Source organism: Pseudomonas sp. FG-3G, from assembly GCF_901007645.1.
GTDB lineage: Bacteria > Pseudomonadota > Gammaproteobacteria > Pseudomonadales > Pseudomonadaceae > Aquipseudomonas > Aquipseudomonas rhizophila.
Genome location: NZ_CAAKGZ010000021.1, coordinates 551896 through 576621 on the forward strand (window position 1 = coordinate 551896; position 24726 = coordinate 576621).

General features: G+C 61.3%; 26 protein-coding genes. 17 read left to right on the forward strand and 9 right to left on the reverse strand.

Translation table 11 applies throughout. The features are described 5' to 3' along the window. Positions 1-17: 17 nt before the first annotated feature. Positions 18-893 carry a hypothetical protein gene (locus PSEUDOMOFG3G_RS14780; protein WP_139050554.1) on the forward strand — a complete coding sequence of 292 codons (876 nt, stop codon included), beginning with the start codon at positions 18-20 and terminating at the stop codon, positions 891-893. Positions 894-1093: 200 nt separating this feature from the next. Continuing rightward, positions 1094-1390, forward strand: coding sequence for a phage infection protein (locus PSEUDOMOFG3G_RS14785; protein ID WP_139050425.1), 297 nt, complete (start codon positions 1094-1096; stop codon positions 1388-1390). 99 nt (positions 1391-1489) lie between these two features. Here PSEUDOMOFG3G_RS14785 and hpaR (PSEUDOMOFG3G_RS14790) read toward each other — a convergent pair whose 3' ends face one another. Continuing rightward, on the reverse strand, positions 1490-1912 hold the full coding sequence (gene hpaR / locus PSEUDOMOFG3G_RS14790; protein ID WP_003201625.1) for a homoprotocatechuate degradation operon regulator HpaR: 423 nt from the start codon (positions 1910-1912) through the stop codon (positions 1490-1492). Positions 1913-2035: 123 nt separating this feature from the next. Further along, positions 2036-2941 (reverse strand): 4-hydroxyphenylacetate catabolism regulatory protein HpaA, encoded by a 906-nt coding sequence (gene hpaA, locus PSEUDOMOFG3G_RS14795; RefSeq protein ID WP_076385117.1) that lies wholly within the window; start codon positions 2939-2941, stop codon positions 2036-2038. Between the two features lie 186 nt (positions 2942-3127). Between hpaA and PSEUDOMOFG3G_RS14800 the strand changes: the two genes are divergently transcribed. From PSEUDOMOFG3G_RS14800 to hpaI, 8 genes are all read left to right on the forward strand, one after another. Continuing rightward, on the forward strand, positions 3128-3805 hold the full coding sequence (locus tag PSEUDOMOFG3G_RS14800) for a fumarylacetoacetate hydrolase family protein (protein WP_047229900.1): 678 nt from the start codon (positions 3128-3130) through the stop codon (positions 3803-3805). Next, positions 3802-4572 (forward strand): fumarylacetoacetate hydrolase family protein, encoded by a 771-nt coding sequence (locus tag PSEUDOMOFG3G_RS14805; RefSeq protein WP_139050427.1) that lies wholly within the window; start codon positions 3802-3804, stop codon positions 4570-4572. Before PSEUDOMOFG3G_RS14800 ends, PSEUDOMOFG3G_RS14805 begins: the two co-directional genes overlap by 4 nt. 5 nt (positions 4573-4577) lie before the next feature. Next, positions 4578-6038 (forward strand): 5-carboxymethyl-2-hydroxymuconate semialdehyde dehydrogenase, encoded by a 1461-nt coding sequence (hpaE, locus tag PSEUDOMOFG3G_RS14810; protein ID WP_047229902.1) that lies wholly within the window; start codon positions 4578-4580, stop codon positions 6036-6038. 229 nt (positions 6039-6267) lie between these two features. Further along, entirely contained in the window at positions 6268-7125 is an 858-nt protein-coding gene (hpaD, locus tag PSEUDOMOFG3G_RS14815; RefSeq protein WP_107321714.1) for a 3,4-dihydroxyphenylacetate 2,3-dioxygenase, read from the forward strand. 76 nt (positions 7126-7201) lie between these two features. Continuing rightward, positions 7202-7594, forward strand: a complete 393-nt coding sequence (locus PSEUDOMOFG3G_RS14820; RefSeq protein WP_139050429.1) for a 5-carboxymethyl-2-hydroxymuconate Delta-isomerase — start codon at positions 7202-7204, stop codon at positions 7592-7594. Between the two features lie 50 nt (positions 7595-7644). After that, positions 7645-8949 carry an MFS transporter gene (locus tag PSEUDOMOFG3G_RS14825; protein ID WP_047229905.1) on the forward strand — a complete coding sequence of 435 codons (1305 nt, stop codon included), beginning with the start codon at positions 7645-7647 and terminating at the stop codon, positions 8947-8949. 12 nt (positions 8950-8961) lie between these two features. Next, a complete protein-coding gene (hpaH, locus tag PSEUDOMOFG3G_RS14830) occupies positions 8962-9765 on the forward strand; it encodes a 2-oxo-hept-4-ene-1,7-dioate hydratase (RefSeq protein ID WP_047229906.1) in 804 nt (267 codons plus the stop codon). Between the two features lie 14 nt (positions 9766-9779). Then, entirely contained in the window at positions 9780-10577 is a 798-nt protein-coding gene (gene hpaI / locus PSEUDOMOFG3G_RS14835) for a 4-hydroxy-2-oxoheptanedioate aldolase (RefSeq protein WP_076385127.1), read from the forward strand. A 139-nt stretch (positions 10578-10716) separates the two neighbouring features. Here hpaI and hpaR (PSEUDOMOFG3G_RS14840) read toward each other — a convergent pair whose 3' ends face one another. The 3 genes from hpaR (PSEUDOMOFG3G_RS14840) to PSEUDOMOFG3G_RS14850 form a co-directional block, all read right to left on the reverse strand. After that, positions 10717-11139: a homoprotocatechuate degradation operon regulator HpaR gene (hpaR, locus tag PSEUDOMOFG3G_RS14840; protein WP_047229908.1), complete on the reverse strand. Its 423-nt coding sequence runs from the start codon at positions 11137-11139 to the stop codon at positions 10717-10719. A gap of 133 nt (positions 11140-11272) precedes the next feature. Continuing rightward, complete coding sequence (locus PSEUDOMOFG3G_RS14845; RefSeq protein ID WP_047229909.1) at positions 11273-12214, reverse strand: p-hydroxyphenylacetate 3-hydroxylase reductase component; 942 nt, start codon at positions 12212-12214, stop codon at positions 11273-11275. Between the two features lie 71 nt (positions 12215-12285). After that, positions 12286-13455, reverse strand: a complete 1170-nt coding sequence (locus tag PSEUDOMOFG3G_RS14850) for a p-hydroxyphenylacetate 3-hydroxylase oxygenase component (RefSeq protein WP_047229910.1) — start codon at positions 13453-13455, stop codon at positions 12286-12288. Between the two features lie 313 nt (positions 13456-13768). Between PSEUDOMOFG3G_RS14850 and PSEUDOMOFG3G_RS14855 the strand changes: the two genes are divergently transcribed. The 6 genes from PSEUDOMOFG3G_RS14855 to PSEUDOMOFG3G_RS14880 all read left to right on the forward strand — a co-directional run bounded on the left by PSEUDOMOFG3G_RS14855 (position 13769) and on the right by PSEUDOMOFG3G_RS14880 (position 18747). After that, the gene (locus tag PSEUDOMOFG3G_RS14855) at positions 13769-15067 is read left to right on the forward strand and encodes an FAD-binding oxidoreductase (protein WP_047229911.1); all 1299 of its coding nucleotides are present in this window, start codon (positions 13769-13771) and stop codon (positions 15065-15067) included. 130 nt (positions 15068-15197) lie between these two features. Then, the gene (locus tag PSEUDOMOFG3G_RS14860) at positions 15198-15563 is read left to right on the forward strand and encodes a cupin domain-containing protein (protein WP_139050431.1); all 366 of its coding nucleotides are present in this window, start codon (positions 15198-15200) and stop codon (positions 15561-15563) included. Between the two features lie 52 nt (positions 15564-15615). Then, on the forward strand, positions 15616-16275 hold the full coding sequence (locus tag PSEUDOMOFG3G_RS14865; RefSeq protein ID WP_139050433.1) for a helix-turn-helix transcriptional regulator: 660 nt from the start codon (positions 15616-15618) through the stop codon (positions 16273-16275). A gap of 97 nt (positions 16276-16372) precedes the next feature. Continuing rightward, positions 16373-17194, forward strand: a complete 822-nt coding sequence (locus tag PSEUDOMOFG3G_RS14870) for a molybdenum cofactor biosynthesis F family protein (RefSeq protein WP_139050435.1) — start codon at positions 16373-16375, stop codon at positions 17192-17194. Next, entirely contained in the window at positions 17187-17987 is an 801-nt protein-coding gene (locus PSEUDOMOFG3G_RS14875) for an SDR family NAD(P)-dependent oxidoreductase (RefSeq protein ID WP_139050437.1), read from the forward strand. The genes PSEUDOMOFG3G_RS14870 and PSEUDOMOFG3G_RS14875 overlap by 8 nt, the downstream gene beginning before the upstream one ends. After that, positions 17980-18747 (forward strand): SDR family oxidoreductase, encoded by a 768-nt coding sequence (locus tag PSEUDOMOFG3G_RS14880; protein ID WP_139050439.1) that lies wholly within the window; start codon positions 17980-17982, stop codon positions 18745-18747. The genes PSEUDOMOFG3G_RS14875 and PSEUDOMOFG3G_RS14880 overlap by 8 nt, the downstream gene beginning before the upstream one ends. 161 nt (positions 18748-18908) lie before the next feature. Here the strand turns inward: PSEUDOMOFG3G_RS14880 and feaR are convergent, their stop codons facing one another. From feaR to PSEUDOMOFG3G_RS14895, 3 genes are all read right to left on the reverse strand, one after another. After that, entirely contained in the window at positions 18909-19871 is a 963-nt protein-coding gene (gene feaR / locus PSEUDOMOFG3G_RS14885) for a transcriptional regulator FeaR (protein WP_139050440.1), read from the reverse strand. Between the two features lie 123 nt (positions 19872-19994). Further along, positions 19995-20615, reverse strand: a complete 621-nt coding sequence (locus PSEUDOMOFG3G_RS14890) for a DUF3156 family protein (RefSeq protein WP_139050441.1) — start codon at positions 20613-20615, stop codon at positions 19995-19997. Further along, entirely contained in the window at positions 20560-22059 is a 1500-nt protein-coding gene (locus PSEUDOMOFG3G_RS14895; RefSeq protein ID WP_139050442.1) for an APC family permease, read from the reverse strand. The genes PSEUDOMOFG3G_RS14890 and PSEUDOMOFG3G_RS14895 overlap by 56 nt, the downstream gene beginning before the upstream one ends. Positions 22060-22351: 292 nt before the next feature. Between PSEUDOMOFG3G_RS14895 and PSEUDOMOFG3G_RS14900 the strand changes: the two genes are divergently transcribed. Next, the gene (locus tag PSEUDOMOFG3G_RS14900; RefSeq protein WP_139050555.1) at positions 22352-23680 is read left to right on the forward strand and encodes an alginate export family protein; all 1329 of its coding nucleotides are present in this window, start codon (positions 22352-22354) and stop codon (positions 23678-23680) included. A gap of 39 nt (positions 23681-23719) precedes the next feature. Here the strand turns inward: PSEUDOMOFG3G_RS14900 and PSEUDOMOFG3G_RS28245 are convergent, their stop codons facing one another. Continuing rightward, positions 23720-24691, reverse strand: a complete 972-nt coding sequence (locus PSEUDOMOFG3G_RS28245) for a methyl-accepting chemotaxis protein (RefSeq protein WP_139050443.1) — start codon at positions 24689-24691, stop codon at positions 23720-23722. Positions 24692-24726: the final 35 nt, after the last annotated feature.

The window sequence follows — 24726 nt, forward strand, 5'->3', positions numbered from 1 at the left end:
TGCAGGACGACGCTCGCTTGAAAATCTTCGGCCATATCATCAGTCGCACGGCTGTGGCGGCGCTCTCGCTGGCCACGGCCCTCGGCGCAGGCACAGGGACGTATTACATGATGAACCAGGAGGTTGCACCGGACATCGTTGGCATCGTCTGGCAGCCAGACAACCAGACCGTGGGCATCAAAGGCGACTGGGAAAAGCTGGGGGTGCGCGAGCTGCTGGTGCAATGGACGGTGGTGGATGACCAGGCCTTCGTGCCCGGCACCGGCCTGCCCAGCGTGCCGCTACTGCCTGACTGGGCGCGCATCGCCAAGGCGCCCTGGGCCCAGGATGTCATCCTCGGGCTGGCCGGCCATTTCAGTGAAAACCGCTCCAGGGACAACATCGAGCAACTGGCCACGGTGTCGGAGCGCATTGCGCAACTGCCGACGCCACTGCACGTGACCGGGTGGTACTTTCCGGCCGAGGTCGATCCCAGTTGGTCTCGCGCCAAGGAACTGCCCGCTTTGCTGGCCAAGCTGCCGCGCCCGTTGTGGATCAGCGTCTACGACGGCGCCAACATCGGCCCCGCCGCCACTGCCGACTGGCTCAAGCAATGGTTGCCGGACGATATTGGCGTGTTCTTCCAGGATGGCGTCGGCGTCTACGCCCGCACCGCCCCGGTGGCCCGGGACTACGCCGACACCCTGCGTGACCGGCTCGGGAAGGATCGCGTGCGGATCATCGTCGAAGCCTTCCGCCCCAAGTTCGGCGGCGGCTTTCGCTCGGCCACGGTTGCCGAACTCACACCCCAACTGGCCGCCTATGCCGGCTATCCGCTGTACCTGTTCGACGGCCCCCATTATCTGACGCCTGAGTTGGTGGAGCAGCTGGAGCAATCCTTGGCCAAGCCGTGATCATGGCTCGAGGCCTTCATCCTGGCCTGGCCCCATAGATTTGTATCGCTGTGTATATGAACGGCGAGTTGATACGAAATCGCTGACTTCGAGCCTTGCCGACACACAACGTCGATACACCTTCGCGTTTAACTGTGATCACCGGACAGCAGCACACCCGCTGCCACCGGCCCACTCAATCAAGCGCAAGGAGAATCACCATGTTCACTTTCTCGAAAGTTTCGTCCCTGGCAATCGCCCTGACAATGATGGGCGGGCTTGGCCTGTCGAACGTCGCTTCGGCCACGGCCATGAGTGCAGCGACGAAGGGTCAGGCTGCACAGTTGTTGGTTGAAGGCGGCTCCGATCGTCTGAGCCAGAACCGCGTAGCCGAAGGAGGCTCCGATCGCCTGCTTCAGAACCGCGTGGCTGAAGGTGGCTCCGATCGTCTGCTTCAAAACCGCGTGGCTGAAGGTGGCGCTGATCGTCTTCAGGAACTGCGCGAACGCAACGCTTAAGAGTTGCCGATAGCCGTGCCGAGTTTGGATCGAAGTCTCAGCGCAATGGATTATTCGGGGTGAGGGAGCTTGCCCTCTCACCCCGAATGTTTGCCTGACTCACGGCTTGATGTTCTTCAGCTCGTTGAGCAGCGCCAACAGTTGCTGCATCTTTTCTTCACCAAACTGTTCTTCGATGCGGCGATAGTTGCTTTCCATCCCCTCACTCATCGACACGAAGCACTGCTGCCCACGCTCGGTCAGCCCTACGAAAACCCGACGCTGATCCTGGCTCGACTTCTGCCGACGCACCAGCCCATCACGCTCCAGACGGCTGAGCACACCGGTCATGCTCGGTTTGAGGATGCAGGCCTGATGAGCGAGCTGGTGGCTCTCCAGCTCTCCTTGCTGATGCAGGATACGGATCACCCGCCATTGTTGTTCCGTAAGGTCATGCTGGTTCAGCGCCGGGCGGAAAAAAGCCATGGCCGCTTCGCGCGCTTGCAACAGGGTCAGTGTCAATGAAGGTCTGGGGTTGGCCATGTTCGGACTGTTTGGATGGACGAGCTGGCAGCTTAGTGTTGCGGACAAGCGGCTGCAAGAAACAACGCCGCGCACTGGACGGCTGCATGACGCCGGTGGCGAGTGCTCCACCAGCAACAACGCTCAACGCAACCCCGATTGCCGCTGGCGATACTCCCCTGGTGTGAGCCGGGCGTAGCGCTGGAAGAAGCGACTGAAATACGCCGGGTCCTTGAACCCGAGCTGGTAGCAGATTTCATTGGCTGAACTGCCGGTAAACAACAGCAACCGCTTGGCCTCCTGCATCAGCCGTTCCATGATCAGTTGCTTGGAAGGCAGGTCGGCGATCCGTCGGCACACATCGTTGAGCCGCGCCTCGGTGACGCCGATGCCCTCGGCGTAGCGCGACAACGGCCAATGTTGCAGATAGTGAGCTTCGATCAGCTCATTGAAGCGGTGAAAAATCTTCAGGTCCTCATGCCGGGCCGGTCGTGCCTGCAGAGAATTGGAACACAGACGCAGCAGACTGATCATGATCAGCCGCGTCAAACCGTCCAGCGCCGCGCTGCGCCCCGGCCGCTCGGCACAGACCTCCTCGCTCAGCTCCTCGAACAGGTACTCCAGTCGCCGCACCTCCCCCGCCTGTTCCGGCCCCAACTGCGCCAACGCAACGCAGGCCGCAGGCATTTGCACACCCGCCGGCGCCAGGCTCGGATCAGCGTCGATCAACTGCCACACCAATTGCTGACGAACGGTCAACACATGCCCGTCACTGTCGGCTTCGGTCACAAAAGAATGGGGAATGGTGGGTGGCGTAAGGAAAAACATAGGCCCGGATTCGACGTATTGCTGGTCGTCCAGATACACCCGCACGGCGCCGCTTTTCACGTAGTGAACCTGAAAGAAACGGTCATGCCGATGCACCGGCATATTGCGACCGAAGAAACCCGCCAGGTTGGCAAGCCGATCGTAGTGAACCTCGGCATCGCTGTAACGCTGGTCGTACACCTGGCCAATGTTGATGTTGGGGATTGGCTGACGGTCAGTCATCACGCATTTCTCGTTTTTTATTCTGATTCAGGCAGCGGCTTGGATTCATCCTGCGCCGATTTCCCGAGGGCAACCAGTGTCCGGTGATTCTGCCACGCTTGACGATAGTTAACATCTTAATTATAACTGTTAATACATTAACAATATCTGCAGAGCCCTCATCTCTGCCGCTGCCAGGAGACAAGCATGAGCCGTGCCCTGCATGACGTCGCGACCGGCACCCTGTTTGGGGTTGCACTGAACTATCAGGGGCTGCTGAAACAGCGCCTCGCCGAGTTCGAGCAACCGCCTTACCAGAAGCCGCCGGTCAAACCGGTGTTGTTCATCAAGACACCCAACACCCGCAACCGGCACGACGCCGACGTGGTTCATCCAGGTCACGGCCAGCGGCTGCAACCGGGGCCCGCGCTTGGCGTGGTGATGGGCAAGTCGGCCAGCCGTGTCAGCGCCGCCGAAGCACTGGACTATGTGGCCGGCTATACCGTGGTCAATGAATTCAGCCTGCCGGAAGACAGCTATTACCGCCCCGCCGTCAAGGCCAAGTGCCGGGACGGCTTCTGTGCCATCGGGCCTGAACTGGTGCCCACGGCCAACGTTGCCGACCCCCATAGCCTGACAATCAGGCTGTACGTCAACGGCGAGGTGCGCCAGCACAACAACACGGCCAATTTCGTTCGCAACATTCCCCAATTGATCGCCGAGATCAGCGAGTTCATGACGTTGCATGCCGGCGACGTTCTGATCACTGGCACGCCCGAGGGCCGGGTTGATGTCGTGCCTGGCGATCGCGTCGAAGTGGAGATCAGCGGCCTGGGCCGCCTCGTCAATAGCGTTGTGGCCGAGCACACAGGAGCACGTTCATGAAACACGCGCGCATTGGTTTTGAAGGCCAGGTCCACACGGTCACCGTTGAAGCTCACAACGCCGTTCGCCTGGCCGACGGTAGGCTGCTGGCCGAGGATCAGGTCCAGTGGTTGCCGCCGGCCACCGGCAGCATGTTCGCCCTGGGCCTGAACTACGCCGATCACGCCGCCGAACTGGCGTTCAAGCCGCCAACCGAACCGTTGGCGTTCATCAAATCCCCGGGCACCTACACCGGCCACAACCAGATGACCTGGCGCCCCGACAACGTCGCCTACATGCACTACGAGTGCGAGCTGGTGGCGGTCATCGGCAAAGCCGCGCGCAACGTCAAGCGCGAGGACGCGCTGGGTTACCTGGCCGGTTACACCGTGTGCAACGACTATGCGATCCGCGACTACCTGGAAAACTACTACCGCCCCAACCTGTGGGTGAAAAACCGTGATGCCACCACACCTGTCGGCCCGTGGATGGTCGATGTGGCCGATGTACCGGACCCCGGCAACCTGAAATTGCGTACCTGGATCAACGGCGAACTGCGCCAGGAAGGCTCGACCCGCGACATGATTTTCGACATCCCCTACCTGATCGAATACCTGTCCAGCTTCATGACCCTGCAACCCGGCGACATGATCGCCACCGGCACGCCCGAAGGCCTGGCGGACGTAGTGCCCGGTGATGAAGTAGTGGTGGAAGTGGAAGGCGTCGGCCGTCTGGTCAATCGAATTGTCAGCGAAGCCGAGTTCTTCGCATCCCGTAAAGAGGCGTGAGCAGCATGATCAAGCACTGGATCAACGGCCGTGAGGTCGAAAGCAAAGATGTGTTCGTCAACTACAACCCGGCCACCGGTGAAGCCATTGGCGAAGTTGCCAGCGGCGGCGCCGAAGAAGTTGCCCAGGCCGTGGCTGCGGCCAAGGACGCTTTCCCGAAGTGGGCCAACACGCCGGCCAAGGAGCGCGCCCGACTGATGCGCAAGCTCGGTGAACTGATCGAGCAGAACGTGCCGAAACTGGCCGAACTGGAAACCCTCGACACTGGCTTGCCGATTCATCAGACCAAGAACGTGCTGATCCCGCGCGCCTCCCACAACTTCGACTTTTTCGCCGAAGTCTGCACGCGGATGGACGGCCACACCTATCCGGTCGACGACCAGATGCTTAACTACACCCTGTACCAACCGGTGGGTGTCTGTGCATTGGTCTCGCCCTGGAACGTGCCGTTCATGACCGCAACCTGGAAGACCGCGCCGTGCCTGGCGCTGGGCAACACCGCCGTGCTGAAAATGTCCGAGCTGTCGCCGCTGACCGCGAACGAGCTGGGGCGCCTGGCGGTGGAAGCCGGCATTCCCAACGGCGTGTTGAACGTGATCCAGGGTTACGGTGCCACGGCCGGCGACGCATTGGTGCGGCATCCGGATGTGCGGGCGATTTCCTTCACAGGCGGCACCGCCACCGGCAAGAAGATCATGCAGACCGCCGGGCTGAAAAAGTATTCGATGGAACTGGGCGGCAAGTCGCCGGTACTGATTTTCGAAGACGCCGACCTTGAACGGGCCCTCGACGCAGCGCTGTTCACCATCTTCTCGCTCAATGGCGAACGTTGCACCGCCGGCAGCCGGATCTTCATCCAGGAAAGCGTCTACCCACAGTTCGTGGCCGAGTTCGCCGCCCGGGCCAAACGCCTGATTGTCGGTGATCCGCAAGACCCGAAAACCCAGGTCGGCTCGATGATCACCCAGGCCCACTACGACAAGGTCACCGGCTACATCAAGATCGGCCTCGAAGAAGGCGCCACGCTCCTGGCCGGCGGTCTGGAGCGCCCGGCCAACCTGCCGGCGCACTTGAGTCGCGGCCAGTTCATCCAGCCGACAGTGTTCGCCGACGTGGACAACAACATGCGCATCGCCCAGGAAGAAATCTTCGGCCCAGTGGTGTGCCTGATCCCGTTCAAGGACGAAGCACAAGCCTTGCAACTGGCCAACGAGACTGACTATGGGCTGGCCTCGTACATCTGGACCCAGGACATCGGCAAGGCCCATCGCCTGGCCCATGGCATCGAGGCCGGCATGGTGTTCATCAACAGCCAGAACGTGCGCGACCTGCGCCAGCCTTTCGGCGGCGTGAAGGGTTCCGGAACCGGCCGCGAAGGTGGACAGTACAGCTTTGAAGTCTTCGCCGAGATCAAGAACGTCTGCATCTCCATGGGCGGGCATCACATTCCGCGCTGGGGGGCATGATCACAGACAAATCGGGTAATTAACCTTGTGGCGAGGGGTTTTATCCCCGCTGGGCTGCGCAGCAGCCCTACACCCGACGACTCGGTGTGTCAGGCCTATTGAGGGGCCGCTCCGCGCCCCAGCGGGGATAAATCCCCTCGCCACAAGTGCAGTGATCCACCCAGAGCATCAAGACCCGATTCACCCGTTATCCGAGATTCAACAAGAACAATTTTTCAGGAGAATCATCATGGGCGAAGTCGTCCTGGCTGCGAAAATCTGCCACGTTCCCTCGATGTACCTGTCGGAGCTGCCGGGCAAACACCACGGCTGCCGCGCAGCGGCCATTGCCGGCCATAAGGAAATCGGTCGCCGCGCCCGTGAACTGGGCGCCGACACCGCCGTGGTGTTTGACGTGCACTGGCTGGTCAACAGCGCCTACCACGTCAACAGTGGCGCGCACTTCAAAGGCATCTACACCAGCAACGAGTTGCCGCACTTCATCAAGAACATGGAGTACGAATACTCCGGCGCTCCGGAACTGGGCGAATTGATCGCCGCCGAGGCCAATGCCGCCGACGTGCGCACCCTGGCCCACAACATCCCGAGCCTGGAGCTGGAATACGGCACGCTGGTGCCCATGCGCTACATGCACATGGATGTTCCGCAAGACCAGAAATTCAACGTGGTGTCGGTTGCCGCCTGGTGCGCCTGGCACCGTCTGCAAGACAGCTTCACCTTCGGTGCCGCCGTGCGCCGGGCCATCGAAAAAAGTGATCGCAAGGTGCTGGTGCTGGCTTCCGGCTCGCTGTCGCACCGCTTTTCCGATGATCGCAATGCCGAAGCCAACATCCACAACTGGACGCGCGAGTTCGACAAACAGGTCGACCTGCATGTCGTGGAGCTGTGGCGCCAGGGTCGCTGGAAAGAGTTCTGCGCCATGCTGCCCGATTACGCCGAGCACTGTTTCGGTGAGGGCAAGATGCATGACACCGCCATGCTTCTGGGGCTGCTCGGTGGGCCGGACTATGCCAAACCCGCCGAAATCATCACCGAACCTTTCGGCAGTTCCGGTACGGGCCAGATCAACGCCATTTTTCCAGTTTGAGCCACAGCGGCAGCCGACCACCCTCGACTTGCCGCTTGAAGCTTGCCACTCACAGCTGCCGACGCAGGAGGCCTCCATGCCCCACTTCATTGCCGAATACACCGACAACATCGAACAACAGGCCGATCTGCCCGGCCTGTTTGAAAAGGTTCACACCCTGCTGGGTGACAGCGGTGTGTTTCCCCTGGGTGGTATCCGCAGCCGTGGTGTGCGCCTGGATACCTGGCGCATGGCCGACGGCAAGCACGACTATGCCTTCGTCCACATGACCTTGAAGGTCGGCCATGGCCGTGACCTGGTTACCCGCCAGAAAGTGGCGCAAAAGCTCTTTGAAGTGATCACCGCGCACTTCGCCGAACTCCAGGCCCAACGCTTGCTGGCGCTGTCGTTCGAGATGATCGAGCTGCACGAACAGCTCAACTTCAAGGCCAACAACGTTCACGCCTTCCTCAACACCCAGGCCCATTAAACCCGCCTGCCCGTTCGCCCTTCGGCCTCTCTGACAAAAAGTACAAAATCATGAGCACAGCCAATACCGCCGACACTGCCGGCACAATCGCCCACGACCGCACCCATGCCACCGTCACCTGGCGACTGATGCCATTGCTGTTGGTCTGCTACCTTTTCGCCCACCTGGACCGCATCAACATTGGCTTTGCCAAGATGCAGATGAGCGCCGACCTGCAGTTCAGCGACACGGTCTATGGCTTCGGCGCGGGCCTGTTCTTCATCGCCTACGCGCTGTTCGGCGTACCGAGCAACATCGCCCTGGACCGGGTCGGCCCGCGCCGCTGGATCGCCACGCTGATGGTGGTCTGGGGGGCTTTGTCCACCGGCATGTTCCTGATCGAAAGCGCCGCCGGGTTCTACGTGTTGCGCTTTCTGCTGGGGGTGGCCGAAGCCGGGTTCTTCCCGGGCATTCTGGTCTTTCTCAACCGTTGGTACCCGGCACGACGCCGCGCCCAGGTGACCGCGCTGTTTGCCATTGCCGTGCCGATGGCCGGCGTGATTGGCGGGCCCTTGTCGGGCGGCATCCTTGAACACTTCCATGACTTCGGTGGCCTGCGCGGCTGGCAGTGGATGTTCGTCATCGAAGGGCTGCCGGTGATTCTGCTCGGCCTGGTGGTGCTCAAGTGCCTGCCGGACAGTTTCGAGACGGTCAACTGGCTGACACCGCAAGCCAAACAGCAATTGCGCGCGCAACTGAGCGTCGAAGAACAACGCAAATCCATCACCTCGTTCTCGGCGATTCTCAACAACCCGCAGGTCTGGTTGCTGGTGGCGGTGTATTTCGCCGTGATGCTGGCGGTGAACACCCTGGCTTTCTGGATGCCCACGTTGATTCACGGCGCCGGAATCGGCAGCGACGGTCAGGTTGGATTGCTCAGCGCCGTGCCGTATCTGGCCGGCTGCTTTTTCATGATCGGCTGCGGCCGTTCGTCAGACCGCCATCGCGAACGGCGCTGGCACCTCTGCGTACCGCTGCTGATGGCGGCGGCAGGCATTGCCATCGCCGGTCTCTCACCCACCAGCCCAACCCTGGTACTGGGTGGCCTGATCATCGCGGGTATGGGTGCCAGTGCAGCGTTGCCGATGTTCTGGCAACTGCCGCCGGCCTTCCTGTCCAACAGCACCCAGGCCGCCGGCATCGCACTGATCAGCTCCTTCGGCAGCATTGCCTCATTCCTGGCGCCCTATCTGATCGGCTGGATGCGCGACACCACCCAGAGCGCCAGCCTGGCCCTTTATGTGCTGGCGCTGCTCATCGCCGTGGGGGGCCTGCTGGTGCTTCGCACCCAGGCCGCCATCGTCAACCCTCAATAAGAGATGCTCTTCATGCTCGATCAAAACCTCATCCAGCAGGCCGCCGCCCGCCTCGACCACGCAGAACGTTCGCGCGAACAGGTTCGGCAGTTTTCCCTCGACCATCCGCATATCACCCTGGACGACGCTTACGCCATCCAGCGCGCCTGGGTTGCGCAAAAGATCAAGGACGGTCGCAAGCTGGTCGGCCACAAGATCGGCCTGACCTCCCGGGCCATGCAGGTCTCGTCGAACATCACTGAGCCGGACTATGGTGCCCTGCTCGATGACATGTTCTTCGACGAGGGCACCGACATCCCGTTCGAGCGCTTCATCGTGCCCCGGGTAGAAGTGGAACTGGCGTTCATCCTCGGCAAGCCGTTGAAAGGTCCGAACGTGACGGTATTCGACGTGCTGGACGCCACCGAATGGGTGATCCCGGCACTGGAAATCATTGATGCCCGCATCCAGCAGATCGATCCACAAAGCAAGGCCACCCGCAAAGTCTTCGACACCATCTCCGACAATGCCGCCAACGCCGGCGTGGTCATGGGCGGGCGCGCGGTGCGCCCCACTGAAATCGACCTGCGCAAGGTGCCTGCGGTGCTCTACCGCAACGGCGTGATCGAGGAATCCGGCGTCTCGGCAGCGGTGCTCAATCACCCGGCCAAAGGCGTGGCCTGGCTGGCGAACAAACTGGCGGCCTACGACGTCACCCTGCAGCCGGGGCAAATCATTCTAGGTGGCTCCTTCACCCGTCCCGTGGCGGCCAACCCGGGGGATACCTTCCATGTCGACTACGACATGCTCGGTTCCATCGCTTGCCGTTTCGTCTGATCGGAGACTGACTCATGGACATGCCCATCAATACCTTCAAGCAACGGCTGCGCAGCGGTGAGGCGCAGATTGGCCTGTGGCTGGGCCTGGCCGACGCCTACTGTGCGGAACTGGCGGCCAACGCCGGCTTCGACTGGTTGCTGATCGACGGCGAACACGCGCCCAATGATGTGCGCGGGATGCTCGGCCAGCTCCAGGCCGTGGCCCCCTACCCCAGCCAACCGGTGATCCGCCCGGTGGTCGGCGACACCGCATTGATCAAGCAGGTGCTCGACATCGGTGTGCAAACCTTGCTGGTGCCGATGGTCGAAAGCGCCGGCCAGGCTCGCGAACTGGTGCGCGCCATTCATTACCCGCCCCAAGGCGTCCGAGGCGTCGGCAGTGCGCTGGCCCGTGCATCACGCTGGAACAGTATTGCCGGTTACCTCGATAAGGCCGACGAACAGATGTGCCTGCTGGTGCAGATCGAAAGCCGCGAGGGCCTGGCCAACCTGGATGCCATCGCCGCAGTGGAAGGTGTTGACGGGGTCTTCATTGGTCCGGCGGACCTGAGCGCGTCCATGGGTTTTCGTGGCAATCCCGGGCATCCGACCGTGCAAGCCGCCATCGAGGACGCCATCGCCCGCATCCGCCAGGCCGGCAAAGCGGCCGGGATTCTCAGCGCCGATGAAAAGCTCGCCCGGCGTTATATCGAGCTGGGCGCTGGGTTTGTCGCGGTGGGGGTGGATACAACCGTGTTGATGCGCGGTTTGCAAAGCCTTGCGGCGACGTTCAAAGACACACCAAAACCTGCGGCTAGCGGTGTGTACTGATAGCAACACAAACCTCTGTGGCGAGGGGGCCTGTGGGAGCAAAGCTTGCTCGCGAAACCGGCACCTCGGTTTCTGAGAGACCGCAGTGCCTTCATCGCGGGCAAGCCTTGCTCCCACAGAAGTTAACCAACCCGGGATCTCAACGCCTGATCGCTTTCAGGTCATTGAGCAACTCCAGTAACGTCTGCAACTTCTGCTCCCCCAACTTGCCCTGCAAACGCTGGTAATTCTCTTCCATGCTCTGGCTCATCGAATCGAAGCTCGCCTGCCCCTGCGGCGCCAGGCGCACCAGCACCCGCCGCTGATCCTGTTCGGCCTTGCGCCGTTCCACCATGCCCGCCGCTTCCATGCGCGTCAGCACGCCGGTCATGCTCGGTTTGAGAATGCAGGCCAGTTCAGCGAGGCGATTGATCTCCAGCTCGTCGTGCTGGCTGAGGATACGGATGACTCGCCATTGCTGTTCGGTCAAACCGTGCTGGTTGAGGGAGGGACGGAAAAAACCCATGGCCGCTTCACGGGCCTGTAGAAGGGTGAGGGTCAAGGATTGGCGCGGTTTGGGCATAGGTGTGTTCGCGAGGAAATTTAGTTAATGAGTTAACTAAATCTTAACAGCTTCGGCGCCAAGTTACCTTGGGGCGAAGGGATTTCTCTCCTCGCCACAAGGCTGAGTGTCGCGCTTGAACCCCTGTAACAACTCAAGCGCCTTTGATGACGCCTTTGAGCACGGCCTTGAAATGCTCCACCTGTTGCTCGCTGAACTGGCCGAATACCTTGTCCTGCTGCTCCTTGGCAATTGCCCAGAGTCCTTCGGTTTCGTCCACGCCCTTGACGGTCAGACGCACTCGCTCGCCCTCATCGGTGACCAGGCCCTTGCGCTTGAGGTTAGCCACGGCCTCTTCGATCTCACGCGCCGGCATCGCCACTTCCCGTTGCAGGTCGCACAGGTTCAGCCCTGCATCGTTTTCCAGCACCATCAACATCCGTGCTTCGCTGGTGCGCAGCCCGGTGGACAGCTGGCGCGGCTGGTAACTGGCCTGATAGGCCCGCAGCGCCTGGGTCATCAGGTAATACAGATTGTGGCTCAAACGGCCCTGGAAGTGACTGCTGGGGGACTGTCCCTCCTCCCGTTTGGTCATGCGGGTGTGGGGCAAGATCATCGAGTAGGCGCCCTGGTGATAGAGCAACGGTGAGCGGCCGTAATCATCAAACGCCACGACTTTACCGATCATGATCCAGTGATCACCGCCATCGACCTGTTGGAATTTTTCACAGTGAAAACGCGCCGAGCAATCGACAAACACCGGAGCGCCTCCCTCCCCGGCCTCGAACTGGATCTCGGCGAACCGATCCTCCTTGGGCCGAGCGAAGTTGTTCGACAGGTCGATCTGATCGGCGGCCAGCACGTTCACCGCAAAATGGCTGGCGGCCTCGAACACACCGTGACTGCTGGAGCGCTTGTCGATGCTCCAGAGAATCAGCGGCGGATCCAGGGACACCGAGTTGAAACTGTTGGCCGTCACACCGACCTTGCGACCATCTTCGGCGGCCGCGGTGACCACGGTCACGCCAGTGGCAAAGTTACCCAGGGCCCGGCGAAACGCACGGGTGTCGAAAGCGCTATCGCACACATCAGACATACAAGACTCCCGGCCGCCTCAGTCGACGGCCTCAATTGTTTTTATATGAGCCAGGCTCAGCGAGCAGGCGGTCAAACCATGGTGGGGTCGGGCTCCAGGCCCATCAGTTCACGGCCCAGAATCTGCGCGCAGACGTCGTAGTCGGTGTAGGCGTGAGCACCGGTCAAATGGGCATCGCGGAACAGTCGTTGCAGTTCATTGGTCTCGAACCAGGCGCCACCCCCGGCTGCTTCCATCAGGCGATCCACTGCCTGAATGCACATTTTGGTGGCGTACCCCTGGTTGGTCCGCCAGAACGCCAGGGTTTCGCGGCTGGGGTATTGGTGGCGCTCACTGTGCTCGGCATGCTCTTGCCAGGTTTTCTCCAGAAACGCCCGGGCCGCCGCCACCTGATGAGTGGACTCGGCCAGGCGCATCAGCGCTGGAGTGGCGGCGCCGACCGCCGCGCCGGTGTAGGCGCGCACGCGGGTTCGGGTTTTCTCGCGAAAAACCTCCAGCATGCGTTCCGCCACACCCAGGCTCACGGTGGAGAAACCGCTGGCGAAATACGGGCGATACGGCGAGTAGAAAATCTTGCTGTCGGGGTACAGGCCAAACCCGGCGGATTTGCCTTCCATCATGTCCTTGGCTTTCTGAATCCGGTGTTCCGGCACAAACGCGTTGTCGATGATCAAGGTCTTGCTGCCACTGCCGCGCATGCCTACCGCGTACCAGTCATCGCGGATTTCATAATCGCTGCGAGGCAGCACCGCGAAGCAATAGTCCTGGGTTCCTTCGGCATTTTTGCGGCGAAATCCCACGATCGCCCACTCGGCATGGTCACAGCCGCTGCTCCAGCCCATTTCGCCGCTGAACATCACACCGCCCTCGACCTCCTCGGTGCGACCGAAAGGTGCAATGCTGCTACTGGCAGTCGCATCGGGATCGTCACCCCAGACTTCTTCCTGGGTTTTGGCCGGGAACATTGCCAATTGATGGCTGTGGGTGCACAACAGGCTCATGGCCCAGGCGGTGCTGGCGCAGGAGCCGGCCAGCAACGCGATGCAGTCGGCGAACTGCGGTAGCGATATTTCCATGCCGCCGTACTTTTTCGGCTGGAAAGCCCGGTGCATGCCGATACCTTTGAGCAAGGCTATATTTTCGACAGGAACGCTACGGTCCTTCTCTGCCTGGAAGGCATTGGCGGCAATGACCGGCAGGATAGGCTTGAGATCTTCGAGCAACGGATTTGGCTTTTTCATGGACGGGCTCTTTTATTATTGGCATCTGCCGATCCCGCCTTTGCCCGGCAACCCGGTGGTGCAGAAATGGCGGAATCAGTGATTAAGGCCCGTTCAGTATGGGTAATCCGGGGCAACTGAAAAATGCACCTTCCAGACCCAAGATTGTACTTTCCACGGTGCGACCTTCACTGCCTTGGCGCGCTCGATCAAATCCGCCGGCACGGATGATCAAGACAGGCGCCAGCACCAGGGCTCTTAATAGGGCCATCGCGTGCAGTGTCTTGCGAAGGCGCTTGTCACGGCGTTTCTTTTCACTTTGTCAGGTTGCGTCATGATCAATATCGAAACGCCCACCTATTACACCGCTACCAAGAAATACAACCTCAGTTTCCCAACCCTGGAACAGGACGTGGAAGCCGACGTCGTGGTGATTGGCGGCGGTTTCTCCGGCATCAATACCGCGCTGGAACTCGCTGAAAAAGGCATTACCAATATCGTGGTGCTGGAGGCGCGTTACCTGGGGTTCGGCGGCACCGGGCGCAATGGCGGGCAGATCATGGCCGGCATCGGCCATGACCTGGAAAAAATCAAGAAGGATGTGGGAGAAGACGGGCTGCGGCAGGTCTTCGAGATCAGCGATCTGGGCGCGGACATCATCAAGGACCGCATCGCCAAGTACGACATCGATGCCGACTTCTGCCATGGCTACGGCTACATGGGCTTCAACGCTCGCCAGGAAAAAACCCTGCGGGCCTGGGAAAAAGACTTCAAGTCGATCAACAGCAAGCATGAGATCCGCTTTCTCGGCGGTTCCGACGTGCAGCAAATCATCGGGTCCAAGGCCTACAGCAGTGCACTGCTGCACATGGGCGGCGGGCACGTGCATTCGCTGAACCTGTTGCTGGGTGAAGCCAAGGCACTGGTCAGCCACGGCGTGCGGATTTTCGAGAACAGTCCGGCCCTGGAAGTCAGCTACGGCGAGCGCATCACCGTGCGCACCGGGCGTGGCTCGGTCAAGGCCAGCAAGCTGTTGTGGGCCTGCGACAGCTTCCTCAACAAACTGGAGCCGGAGCTGCATCGCTCGACCATCAATACCTATGCCTTCCAGATGATGACCGAGCCATTGTCGGAGGAGCTGATCCAGCGCATCAGCCCGATTCGCGGCGCCTACAGCGATATTCGCCCGGTGATCGACTACTACCGCGTCACCAATGAAAACCGCCTGCTGTTCGGTGCGGCGACGCCGTTGATAGAACACATCCCCCAGGACCTCAAGGCCTGGAATCGGCGCCTGATGCTGAAGATTTTCCCGTACCTCAAGGACGTGAAGATCGACCTGGCCTGGGGCGGCCCGATGGCGTGCAGCCCAAACCTGTTTCCGCAGATCGGCACCCTGCCCGGCCGCAGCAATGCGTTTTTCGTCCAGGGCTATTCAGGCTTTGGCGTTACCCCCAGCCACATCATCTGCAAGGTGCTGGCCGAAGGCATGAGCGAAGGCTCAGCGCGCTACGACCTGGTCAGCTCCGTCAGGCGCCCGACCATCATCGGCAAGGACGCCATCCGTCCACTGCTGCTGACCGCCGGCAAGTCCTGGCACCAGCTCTCGGGTTACTGGAATGGCCGTCGCTGATGGCCATGATGCCCGTCAGTTAAGCGAAACCCCTGTGGGAGCAAGCCCGCTCCCACAGATTCAGCGCCTTCACTGACCGGTACTAGACATACATATCCGCTGTTTTTTTCACTCATCAGGAGTCACTGCCATGCCCCTTATCAACCTCAAGAAAGACATCCAGCTGTCCGACCTGGACGCCTGGGGCACCGTCGCCGATCTCGGTTCGCAGATTCTCGAAGGCGAAGTCAAAGCCTTCGGCAAAATGACCTTCGGCGCCCCCACCGATGCGGTCAGCAGCGCCTACTTCGGCACGACCAAGGGCAAGTTCCGAATGGTTTATCCGTTCGCCGAACAGGCCACCGTGGTCACTGGCGAAGTGGTGCTGACCGATGAAACCAGCGGCCAGAGCACCCGCTACAAGGCCGGCGACAGCTGGTTCGTGACCAAAGGTACGCCGATATTGTGGGAAGTGGTCAGCGAAAGTTTTGTCAAACACTACTTCGCGGTAGTCTGACCGGACGCGGCTGCCGGATTCACCGGCAGCCCTCTTGGCGAAGGTTGCGAGCATGTACGTCATCCCCTCCCAGGACATCGCCGGCCATTGCCTGCACGCGTTCACCCAGCTCGTTCCCGCCAGTCGAGCGGCCTTCTATTGCGTCGACCGACAGTTGCAAGCCCATGACTTCAGCCTGCATGGCATGAGCGGCGAGATGCATCGCGACTATCTGGACAACTATCGCCAGTTCGACCCGTTGCAGCCGCGCAACTACGTTTCCAGCGACCTGGCCGTGGTGCCTCTTGGCCTGGCCATGGCCCGCCAGCCAATCCGTGACAGCCATCGCTACCGCCATTTTTTACAGCGCTACGACGTGGTGGATGTGGTGGAAGTCTTCGCCCATCGGGGCAGTCGGCCTCAAGCGGCTATTTCCTTGTTGCGCACCGCCGAGCAAGGCGCCTTCACCAGCGAGCAACTGACGCAGCTCGCAGCGCTGCAAGCGTTACTGCAACTGGCCGTCGCCAACCTGCCGCCGCAGGACGACTCGTTCAGTAGCCTGACCCCCAAGGAACGCCAGATAGCGTTGCTGCTGCGCCAGGGCGTCAGTAACAAAGAGTTGGCCCGAGAGCTGGACGTCGGCCTGCCCACGGTCAAGACGCATCTGATCAACCTGTTTCGCAAGACCGGCGTGAGCAATCGAACCGAGCTGGTCAGCAGCCTGTTCCTCTAAGCCATTGCCTGTGCCGGTTCAACCATTCGGTTGATGGGCCAGCCCCGCGCAAGGCGCCATGATCCGGGTGGCTATCTCATCCAACCGGAGTCTTGCAATGACCACACCTACAGACTGGATCACCGTCGGCGCCCTGGCCGACGGCTTTGCCCCTGAAGCGTTCATCCTGCCGAACCTGGCCGACCTGAACGGTAAGACCTTCACGCTGAATTTCGCCAATGGCTGGCAGATCGAACACCGCTTCGAACAGCAAACCCTGTCATGGAACGCAGCCGATGGTCATTCCAGCGGCACCGCGCCTTATCGGGCCACGTCGGTGCGGCCAGGCCTCTACCTGGTGGATTTCGTCAAGCACGAAGGCGCACAAGCCTGGTCGGTCAGCCTGGTACTTGATACCGCTCACGCGGCGTTCACCGCAGTGATCGGCAGCATGCCCGGGCAAGAACAAACTCGCGAAGGTCTGTACAGCCGCGCGCTGGCCGGCCAGCCACTGACGGGCGTGAATGTGGAGTTCCTTCACGGCAGTCTCGACCGCCCCTGGCAGCAGGGCCTGTGCCCACATGCACCGACCACCGAACTGGTGGGCCTGCGCAACCTGTATCGCTACAGCCCCAGCGAAGTCTACGAACACATCTATCTCAACGACCAGTTCTATTCCTGGCAGTGCCTCAAGGGTGTCGAACAGGGCCTGTGCGATACCGACCGGTGTGACACCTACAAGATCGCCGATCAGTTGTACCTGTTCGTCTGGCGGGAAAAGATCATCCCGACCCTGGGCCTGGTGCTGATCGACATGCAGCAGCACCGCAGCGACGGCAAGATTTTCGGTTATGCCGGCGCGTCTTTCGATGAGTTTTCCAATTTCCCCGTCAGTTCCTACTGCCAGGTTCTCAACCGGACGGAATATCCCGATGCCTGAATTGCGCACCATCGTGATCACGGGCGCGGGCACTGGCATCGGTGCCGCCTGCGCCCGGTTGTATGCCGCTGAGGGCGCCAACCTGGTGCTGATCGGCCGACGCCGCGAACCTCTGGCGCAACTGGCCGAGGAAATAGGCGGCCTGGTGCTGCTGGGCGATGCCGCATGCCCGACGACCTGGGACGGCTTCGTCGCACAGATCCGCGAGCGTTATGGCCGGCTCGATGTGCTGCTGGCCTGCGCTGGCGGCATGGGCCTGGGCAGCGCCACCCAGACCAGCCCGCAGACCTGGGAAGCGGCCATGCGCAGCAATCTCGACAGCGCCTTCTACAGCGCCCGGGCGTGCCTGCCGCTGCTGCAGGAAAGCGCTGGCAACATTGTGCTGATCGCATCCATCGCGTCGTTGGCGGCAGGTCCGCAAGTCTGCGGCTATACCACCGCCAAGCACGCGCTGCTGGGGCTGAACCGCTCCCTGGCGCGCGATTACGGCCCGCGCGGGGTGCGGGTCAACGCCGTCTGCCCGGGCTGGGTGCGCACGCCGATGGCTGATGAGGAAATGCAGGTCTTGATGCAGTTTCACGGCGAAACGCTGCAGCAGGCCTACGACAGGGTCTGCGCGGACGTGCCATTGCGCAGGCCCGCCAGCGCGCTGGAGATTGCCCATGTGTGTCGCTTCCTGGCCTCGAATCAAGCCTCGATCATCACTGGCGCGGCACTGGTGGCCGACGGTGGCTCCAGCATCGTAGACGTACCAACCCTGGCCTTCAGCCGGATGGAGGTCACGGATGCCTGATGATCTGGATTTCAGCGCAAAAACGGTGCTGGTCACAGGCGGTGCCCAGGGTATAGGCCGGGCCATCGTCGAAGCCTTCGCCTGGCGTGGGGGCCGTGTGGTGATCGCTGACCTGGACCTGGCACAGGCCGAGGTGGTGGCGAGCGAGTTGACCGCTGCAGGTTGTCAGGTACAGGCCGTGGGCGTGGACCTGGCCGATGCAACGGCGATCAGTACGCTGATGGCTGATCTGGAGCAGCGTCTGGGGAGGCTGGATGTTCTGGTGCACAACGCCGGGTACTTTCCCCTGACACCCTTTGCCGGGATCACACCAGCGATGCTTGAGCGCACGCTGGCAGTCAACCTTTCGGCGCTGTTCTGGCTGACTCAGGGAGCATTGCCGATGTTCCGTCGGCAGGGCCAGGGCTGCGTGCTGGTGACCTCCTCGGTCACCGGCCCGCGGGTGGCTTATCCAGGGCTCAGTCACTATGCGGCGTCCAAAGCCGGAGTCAACGGGTTCATCCGCAATGCGGCACTGGAACTGGCGAGTGAGCATATCCGGGTCAACGGCGTCGAACCCGGGATGATCGCGACACCGGCCATGGCGAACCTGGGGGATGATGCGGTCAATCAAGACATCGCCCGTCGGGTACCGCTGGGACACCTGGGCACCCCGTCCGACATTGCCGGCGCCATGCTCTTTCTGGCATCGGACCTGGCCGCGTATGTGACCGGACAAACCCTGGTGGTGGACGGCGGCTCGACCTTGCCCGAGGTTTGAGCGTGTGGGAGCGGTGCGTCGGCTGGCGATGATGTCGACGCAGCCGTCATCACCGGCAGCCCTGCTCCCACAGCCCCCATCCACCACCCATCCACTGTGGGAGCGAGCCTGCTCGCGATAGCCGTGGGTCAGCTTGAGCCGACCCTGAATGCGCCCACCACTCAAACCACCCCCTGTACCTGTTGCAGATGGCTGGCACGAAATTCCTTGGGCGATAGCTCGAACTGTTTCTTGAACGAACGGCTGAAATGGGCCGAATCGGTGAAGCCCCATTTGTAGGCGATCGAAGTGATGGATTCGTCCCGCAGGAACGGATTGGTCAGGTCATCGGCGCTGCGCTTGAGCCGGGCCCGCTGGATGTAGCGGCAGACGCTGTCATCCTGTTCTTCGAATAAACGGTACAGATGTCGCACCGAAATGTTCAGACGGTTGGCCAGGCCCACCGGGCTCAAGCCGGGCTGGGCCAGGGACTCGTCGATGACTTTCTGCACATAACTGCGCAAGTGACTGCCTTGCAACGCAACGCCGTCATCCTCCGATCCGGTGCCCTGCTCCAGGGCCGAACCGAGCAGCGAAACAAACGCATTCTGCAAGGCTTCGCCTTCTCCTGTGGCGCCCTCACCGTCGGGAGTATCCTTGCACAGCTGATCCATCAAGACGTGCAACATGCGCCCACAAGCCTTGCGCGAGGATATCTTGCCGAAAGTCCGGGTTTCCCCGCCCAGTTTCCTGGACACATCCTGGCGGGACAGAGACAACACCGCGTGTTCAATCAGGCCGAACGGGCTGATCTCGAGCGAGCCCACCGAATCCATCAATAGCAGTTCGCCGGGCGCCAGCTGGATGCTCAGGCCGTTCTGAGTAATGCGCGAATATCCACTGCGCTGACTGACCAGGAAGCAATCCTGGTCGTCATCGTGGTCGGGATTTGGCGAGTGACGCTTGATACAGCCAGCGTTGGTACGCAAGTTGGCGAGGGAAAGACCGCCACGGAAGAAATTCGACACCTCACCGATAAACAGCGCGCGATTAAAGGCCAGTTCCGTCTCGAAATGGCCGCAAGTCGCGCGCAGATCCCGGTTCCAGGTCTCCAGCCCGTCTTGCCCAACCTGATGCATGCTCATGGCGCTCTCCGCAGTGGCTTATTGTTTTTGTACGGCAATAGTTAACATGTTATCTATATGCACGCAACAAGTACCTGATCGCCAGAGCAGTAGCACAATTGATGCCAGGGCAAAGCCCACAAATCAGAGTGTTCCCAGCACCCTTTGCAAGCCGCTCAAGACCGCCCACAAGGCAATCCGTTGCTCGCGGCTCAAAGCAATGTAGCGCCGAAAGGCCGGCATCCGATTCACCACCTCACTGCCGCCCATGTGCTCCAGCCGCACGCACCACTGGTGGTCTTGCAGATCGATGCGCAGGCGTTTGAAGTCCAGCGGCATGAGGGCTTGGTACAGCGCCGGATCGCCCTCTATCGCCGTCTTCAAACGAGCCGACAGCTGATTGTCCCCTTCCCTGAGCCGACAACGAATACCCTGGCGACGCACGGCCCCGCCATGGTGCAGTTCCACGCGTGCCGTGCCCTCTCTCGACGCAGGCACGCGCAGCACGAACTCGGTCATCACCAGGTGCATCAACAACTGCGACTCGGTGCGCTCGACGATCTCCACCTGCAAGCAACCATCATCGGTGACGGCCATCGCCGTCACCGGGCCGGACATCTCGAATCGCGCCAGCCCGAGGTTGCGCCGCAAGTGTTCCAGCGTCACCCCGGGACGATAACCGACCGGGGCACGGTGGGCACTGAACAGCTCAGACAGTCTTCGCAGCACGTTCGTCAAACTCGCTGACAGGTTGCCCTGGCTCATGGGAAAACTCCTTGGCCAGCACGTCTTCCACCGACGCGGGCTTGAATGGATTGACCTTCTGCACCACCAGGGTCCAGAACAAGGCGTAGGCCGCAGTGCCACCGAGCATCACCGCGAATGGAACGTAAATGTCTGCCGGATTCATGCCTGGTGGAGTGATGAACCACATGCCGATGACGATGCCGACACTGGACAGGATCTGAGGCAGCGGGAAAAACGGTGAGCGATAGGCCCGTGGCAGATCCGGACGACGGATCCGCAGGCTGATCACCGACACGGTCACCAACAGGTAGGCAAAACTCCAGGCACACACTGCAGCCAGCACCAGGTGCATGATGTTGTCGGTATTGCCGCCGAGCCACAACGCGTGCAGACAGGGAATCAGCATCGCCACAAGGATGCACAGCACGGGGGTCTTGAAACGCGGGTGCAGATAGGTGAAAAACCGCGGCAGCGCACCATCCACCGCCATGCCATACAGAATCCGCGGCACACCGGCCATCAGGGTGTTGATGGTCGCTGCTCCGGCAAACAGGAAGCCGATCCCCAGCCACATCGGACCGATATCGCCCATGACCTGCTCGGCGAATCGCGGAATCGCCATGGGCGTGTCCAGCAAGTGCACGCCGCTGGTGGCATCGAGCAGCACGTTTTCGACCTGGCGCTTCATCGCCGCGCCATAAATGAACATGCACGTGGCAACGCCGAACAACCCCAGCATCATGGCCCGCGGCATGGTCGTGGCCGAGCGCCGCAGGTCTGGCGCCAGTGGCGTGACGAACTCGCAACCGACAAACATGAACATGGCCATGCCCACCAGCGACAGCACCGTCACCAGATCGGTGCCCACCACGGATGCGCCAAACCACCCCTCCAGCTCCACCGCCGGAGCGGCGATCAAGCCCAATACGCCGAACACCATCAGGGTCGTCCACATGCCGAACGTGAGGATGATCTCGGCCCGGCCGAAGGCGCTGACACCAAACGCGTTCAGCACGCCGAAGACCACGACGAACCCTACGCCCAACAGCCAGGAGCCACCCGCCGATTCGGCCAGGGTGTTGAGGTGCTCGAAATTCACCAGGGCCATGACCCCGGCCAGGATCGTTTCCGCAGTCCCGGCGAACACATGGACAATCAGGTAGGCCGACAGCGTACCGGTGATTGCAAAAAAGCGTCCCATGCCACAGTTGATGTAGTCGTAGACCGAGCCGGTGGTGGGCAGGATCGAGGCGGCTTCGGCGAAGGTGGTCGCCTGGGCCAGCATCATGACCACGGCGATCAACATCGCCACGGCAAAGGCGCTGCCGCCAATACCGAAGCCCATGGTGGCGGTGAGAATCACCGGGCTTGCCATGATCAGGCCAATGGTGCTGGCCAACGCGGTGGGAAAGCCCACCGTACCCCGGTTCAAGTGCTCGGTGAGCCTGTCATTGATCGACATCGTGAAGATCCTCGAAAGCGGATTTTTAGTATGGATGCCACTGCCGTCCAGGAGCCGGCGCTCAAGCCTTCCCCAGCCAGTCCCTGATCGAAACGGCGTCGCGTGCAGGATCACTGTGCGCCGCCCTCGGCCCGAGCGTCTTGCCCGTGTCTGCCGCCGGTTTTGTTGCTGCCTGCCAGCGCTCGCGCCTTGGCGGGCTGGATCAATTATCTGGCAGGCAGGTAAAAGACTTCCCTGCCCCGGTCTCCCCTTAATGGGCGCTCTGATGTCCTATCACACTGGGGAAAACACCATGGAGCACACCCGCAATACACCTTTGCTGCGCAACGCCATCGGCCTTGGAATCGCCCTGCTGGTGGCTGACTCGTCGGCCCAGGCCTATGAGCTTTACACCGACGACGACACCACGGTTACCGGCAACTTCCTGGCGGTCTACGGGATGTTCAATAGTCGCAAGAACTATGACGGCACCCGCGGCGGCTCAAGTTGGCGTGAGGGTTTTATCAAGTATGGCCTGAGTATCGACCAGACACTCGGCGCCATGGGCAGCGTCTACGGGACGGCCAATCTGGTCAGCTCCGGCACCTGGGGCGACGGCGATGCCGCGGGCCTGAGCGACGGATCCGAACGCACCACCAAGTTCGATGAAGCGTTTGCCGGCTGGCGTTCAGGGGATCTGTTCCCGGCGCTGGGCAAGGACGGCGTCGACCTGTCCTACGGTCGCCAGGTCATTACCCTCGGCGATGGTTTCATCATCAATGACGACGGTCTGAACCTGGGCAAAGGCGTGGCCGACGGTGAGTTCAACCGCGGCGGCGCCTATTACCTGGCGGCCCGTCATGCCTTCGACAAGACCGCCGTGCTGCGCCTGGGCGGCCAGGAAGGCGTACACGGCAGCCTGATGTGGATCAAGTCCGACAACCGCGCCCAGGCCAATACCGAAATGGCCGCCGGTACCCTGCAATACAGCGCAGCACCAGGCACACTGGGGCTGACCTACATCCATGGCATCGACGTCGATGATCGCTACGCCAGCGAGTTCCAGAAGCAGCGCGAAGGCATGGACATCTACAGCCTGCGGGGCGCGGGGAATGCCGGCATCGACAATGCCCACTTTGCCTTCGAATATGCCTGGCAGGACAAGGACGCCGGCCCGGAGAAAGCCTGGTACACCGAAGCCGGCTACACCTTCGCTGAGCTGCCCTGGTCCCCGGACCTGACCTATCGCTACAGCCGCTACTCCAAGGACTGGGACTCGATGTTCAACGGCACGAGTCGCGGCTATGGCACCTGGTTCCAGGGCGAAGTCACCGGCAACTATTCCGGGCCGTTCAACAGCAACACCGCTGTCCAGCACCTGGGGCTCAAGCTCAAGCCAACAGAGGCAGTGACTATCGGCGCGCTATTCTTCGACTACAAGACCCTGCACACCCGCGACGCGCTGAATCTCGATGGACGGGAGCTGGACCTGTATGTGGAATGGGCCGTGAACGAACACCTGATCGTCACGCCACTGGTGGGTCTGTACAAGCCGGAAAAGGACGCGAGCAACGGCGGCAATCAAGTGAGTGGCAACGGCACCAATGTCTACAGCCAACTGGTGGTAGCGGTTCCATTCTGAAGCAACCGGGAGCTGCCCCGAAGGCAGCTCCCGGGCGGATTATTGTTTGTGCTGATGCAACATGGTCTGGATCTGATGGGTCGCCTGGCGAGTGCTTTCTGCCAGTTTGCGCACCTCATCGGCCACCACGGAAAAACCGCGCCCGACCTCGCCCGCCCTGGCCGCTTCAATGGCGGCGTTCAAGGCCAGCAGATTGGTCTGCTCGGCGATGCCCTTGATCACCCCCACCACGGTGGCAATCTGGGCGTAGGTCACTTGGTTCTGCTCCAGCATGCGCTGGTGGGTGGATTGGGCCGAGCGTTCATCGCTGATATCGCGCACCGCACCGATGACCCGAACCAGGCGTGCGTGCGAATCCCGTAACGCCCGACCACGCTCGCGACACCAGATGTAATCCCGGCTCTTATGGCGCATCCGGTATTCGAATACGTACTCGCCGCTGCCCTGGGAGCCAAGGATTTCCCGCTCGAAAATCGCCATGATCTTTGGCAGGTCGTCAGGGTGGGTGATGCTGACCTGGGCATCCCAGCCATCGGGTAACTCATCGGCGGTGTAGCCCAGCAGCGAGCGAAACTGACTGGAAAAACGCATGGCGCTGGCGGGGTGTTGCAGATCGCCATTGACCACCGTGATGTCCCAGCAGCCTTCGGTCAGGGTCGATTGCAGCAGCTCCCAGATGTGCGCTTGCTGCTGGAGTTGCTGCAACTGCTGGCGGTGTTCATCCAGGCGTGCTTCAAGCCGATGCTCGCGTTCCAGGGCCTGTTCCAACTGCTGGCGAGCCACCTCAAGTTCATGCTCACGTTGCCGGCCTCGCGCGCTCTGCTCGCTCACCTGTGCCTGGGCATTGTGCAGGTCTTCGCTTGCCTGCGTCATCTGCCGTGCGTGTTGCTCAAGACAGTCCCGCAGTGACGGATACACCTCCAGCATCGGGGCGTCGCCGCCCTCTCCGGCCAATGCGCGTTGTATTTGCGCAATCAACGCCAGCTTCTGTTTGTTGGTCTGGAGAAACATCGCCCGCCCCTTTGCCCGTCAGTCGAAACACTGAT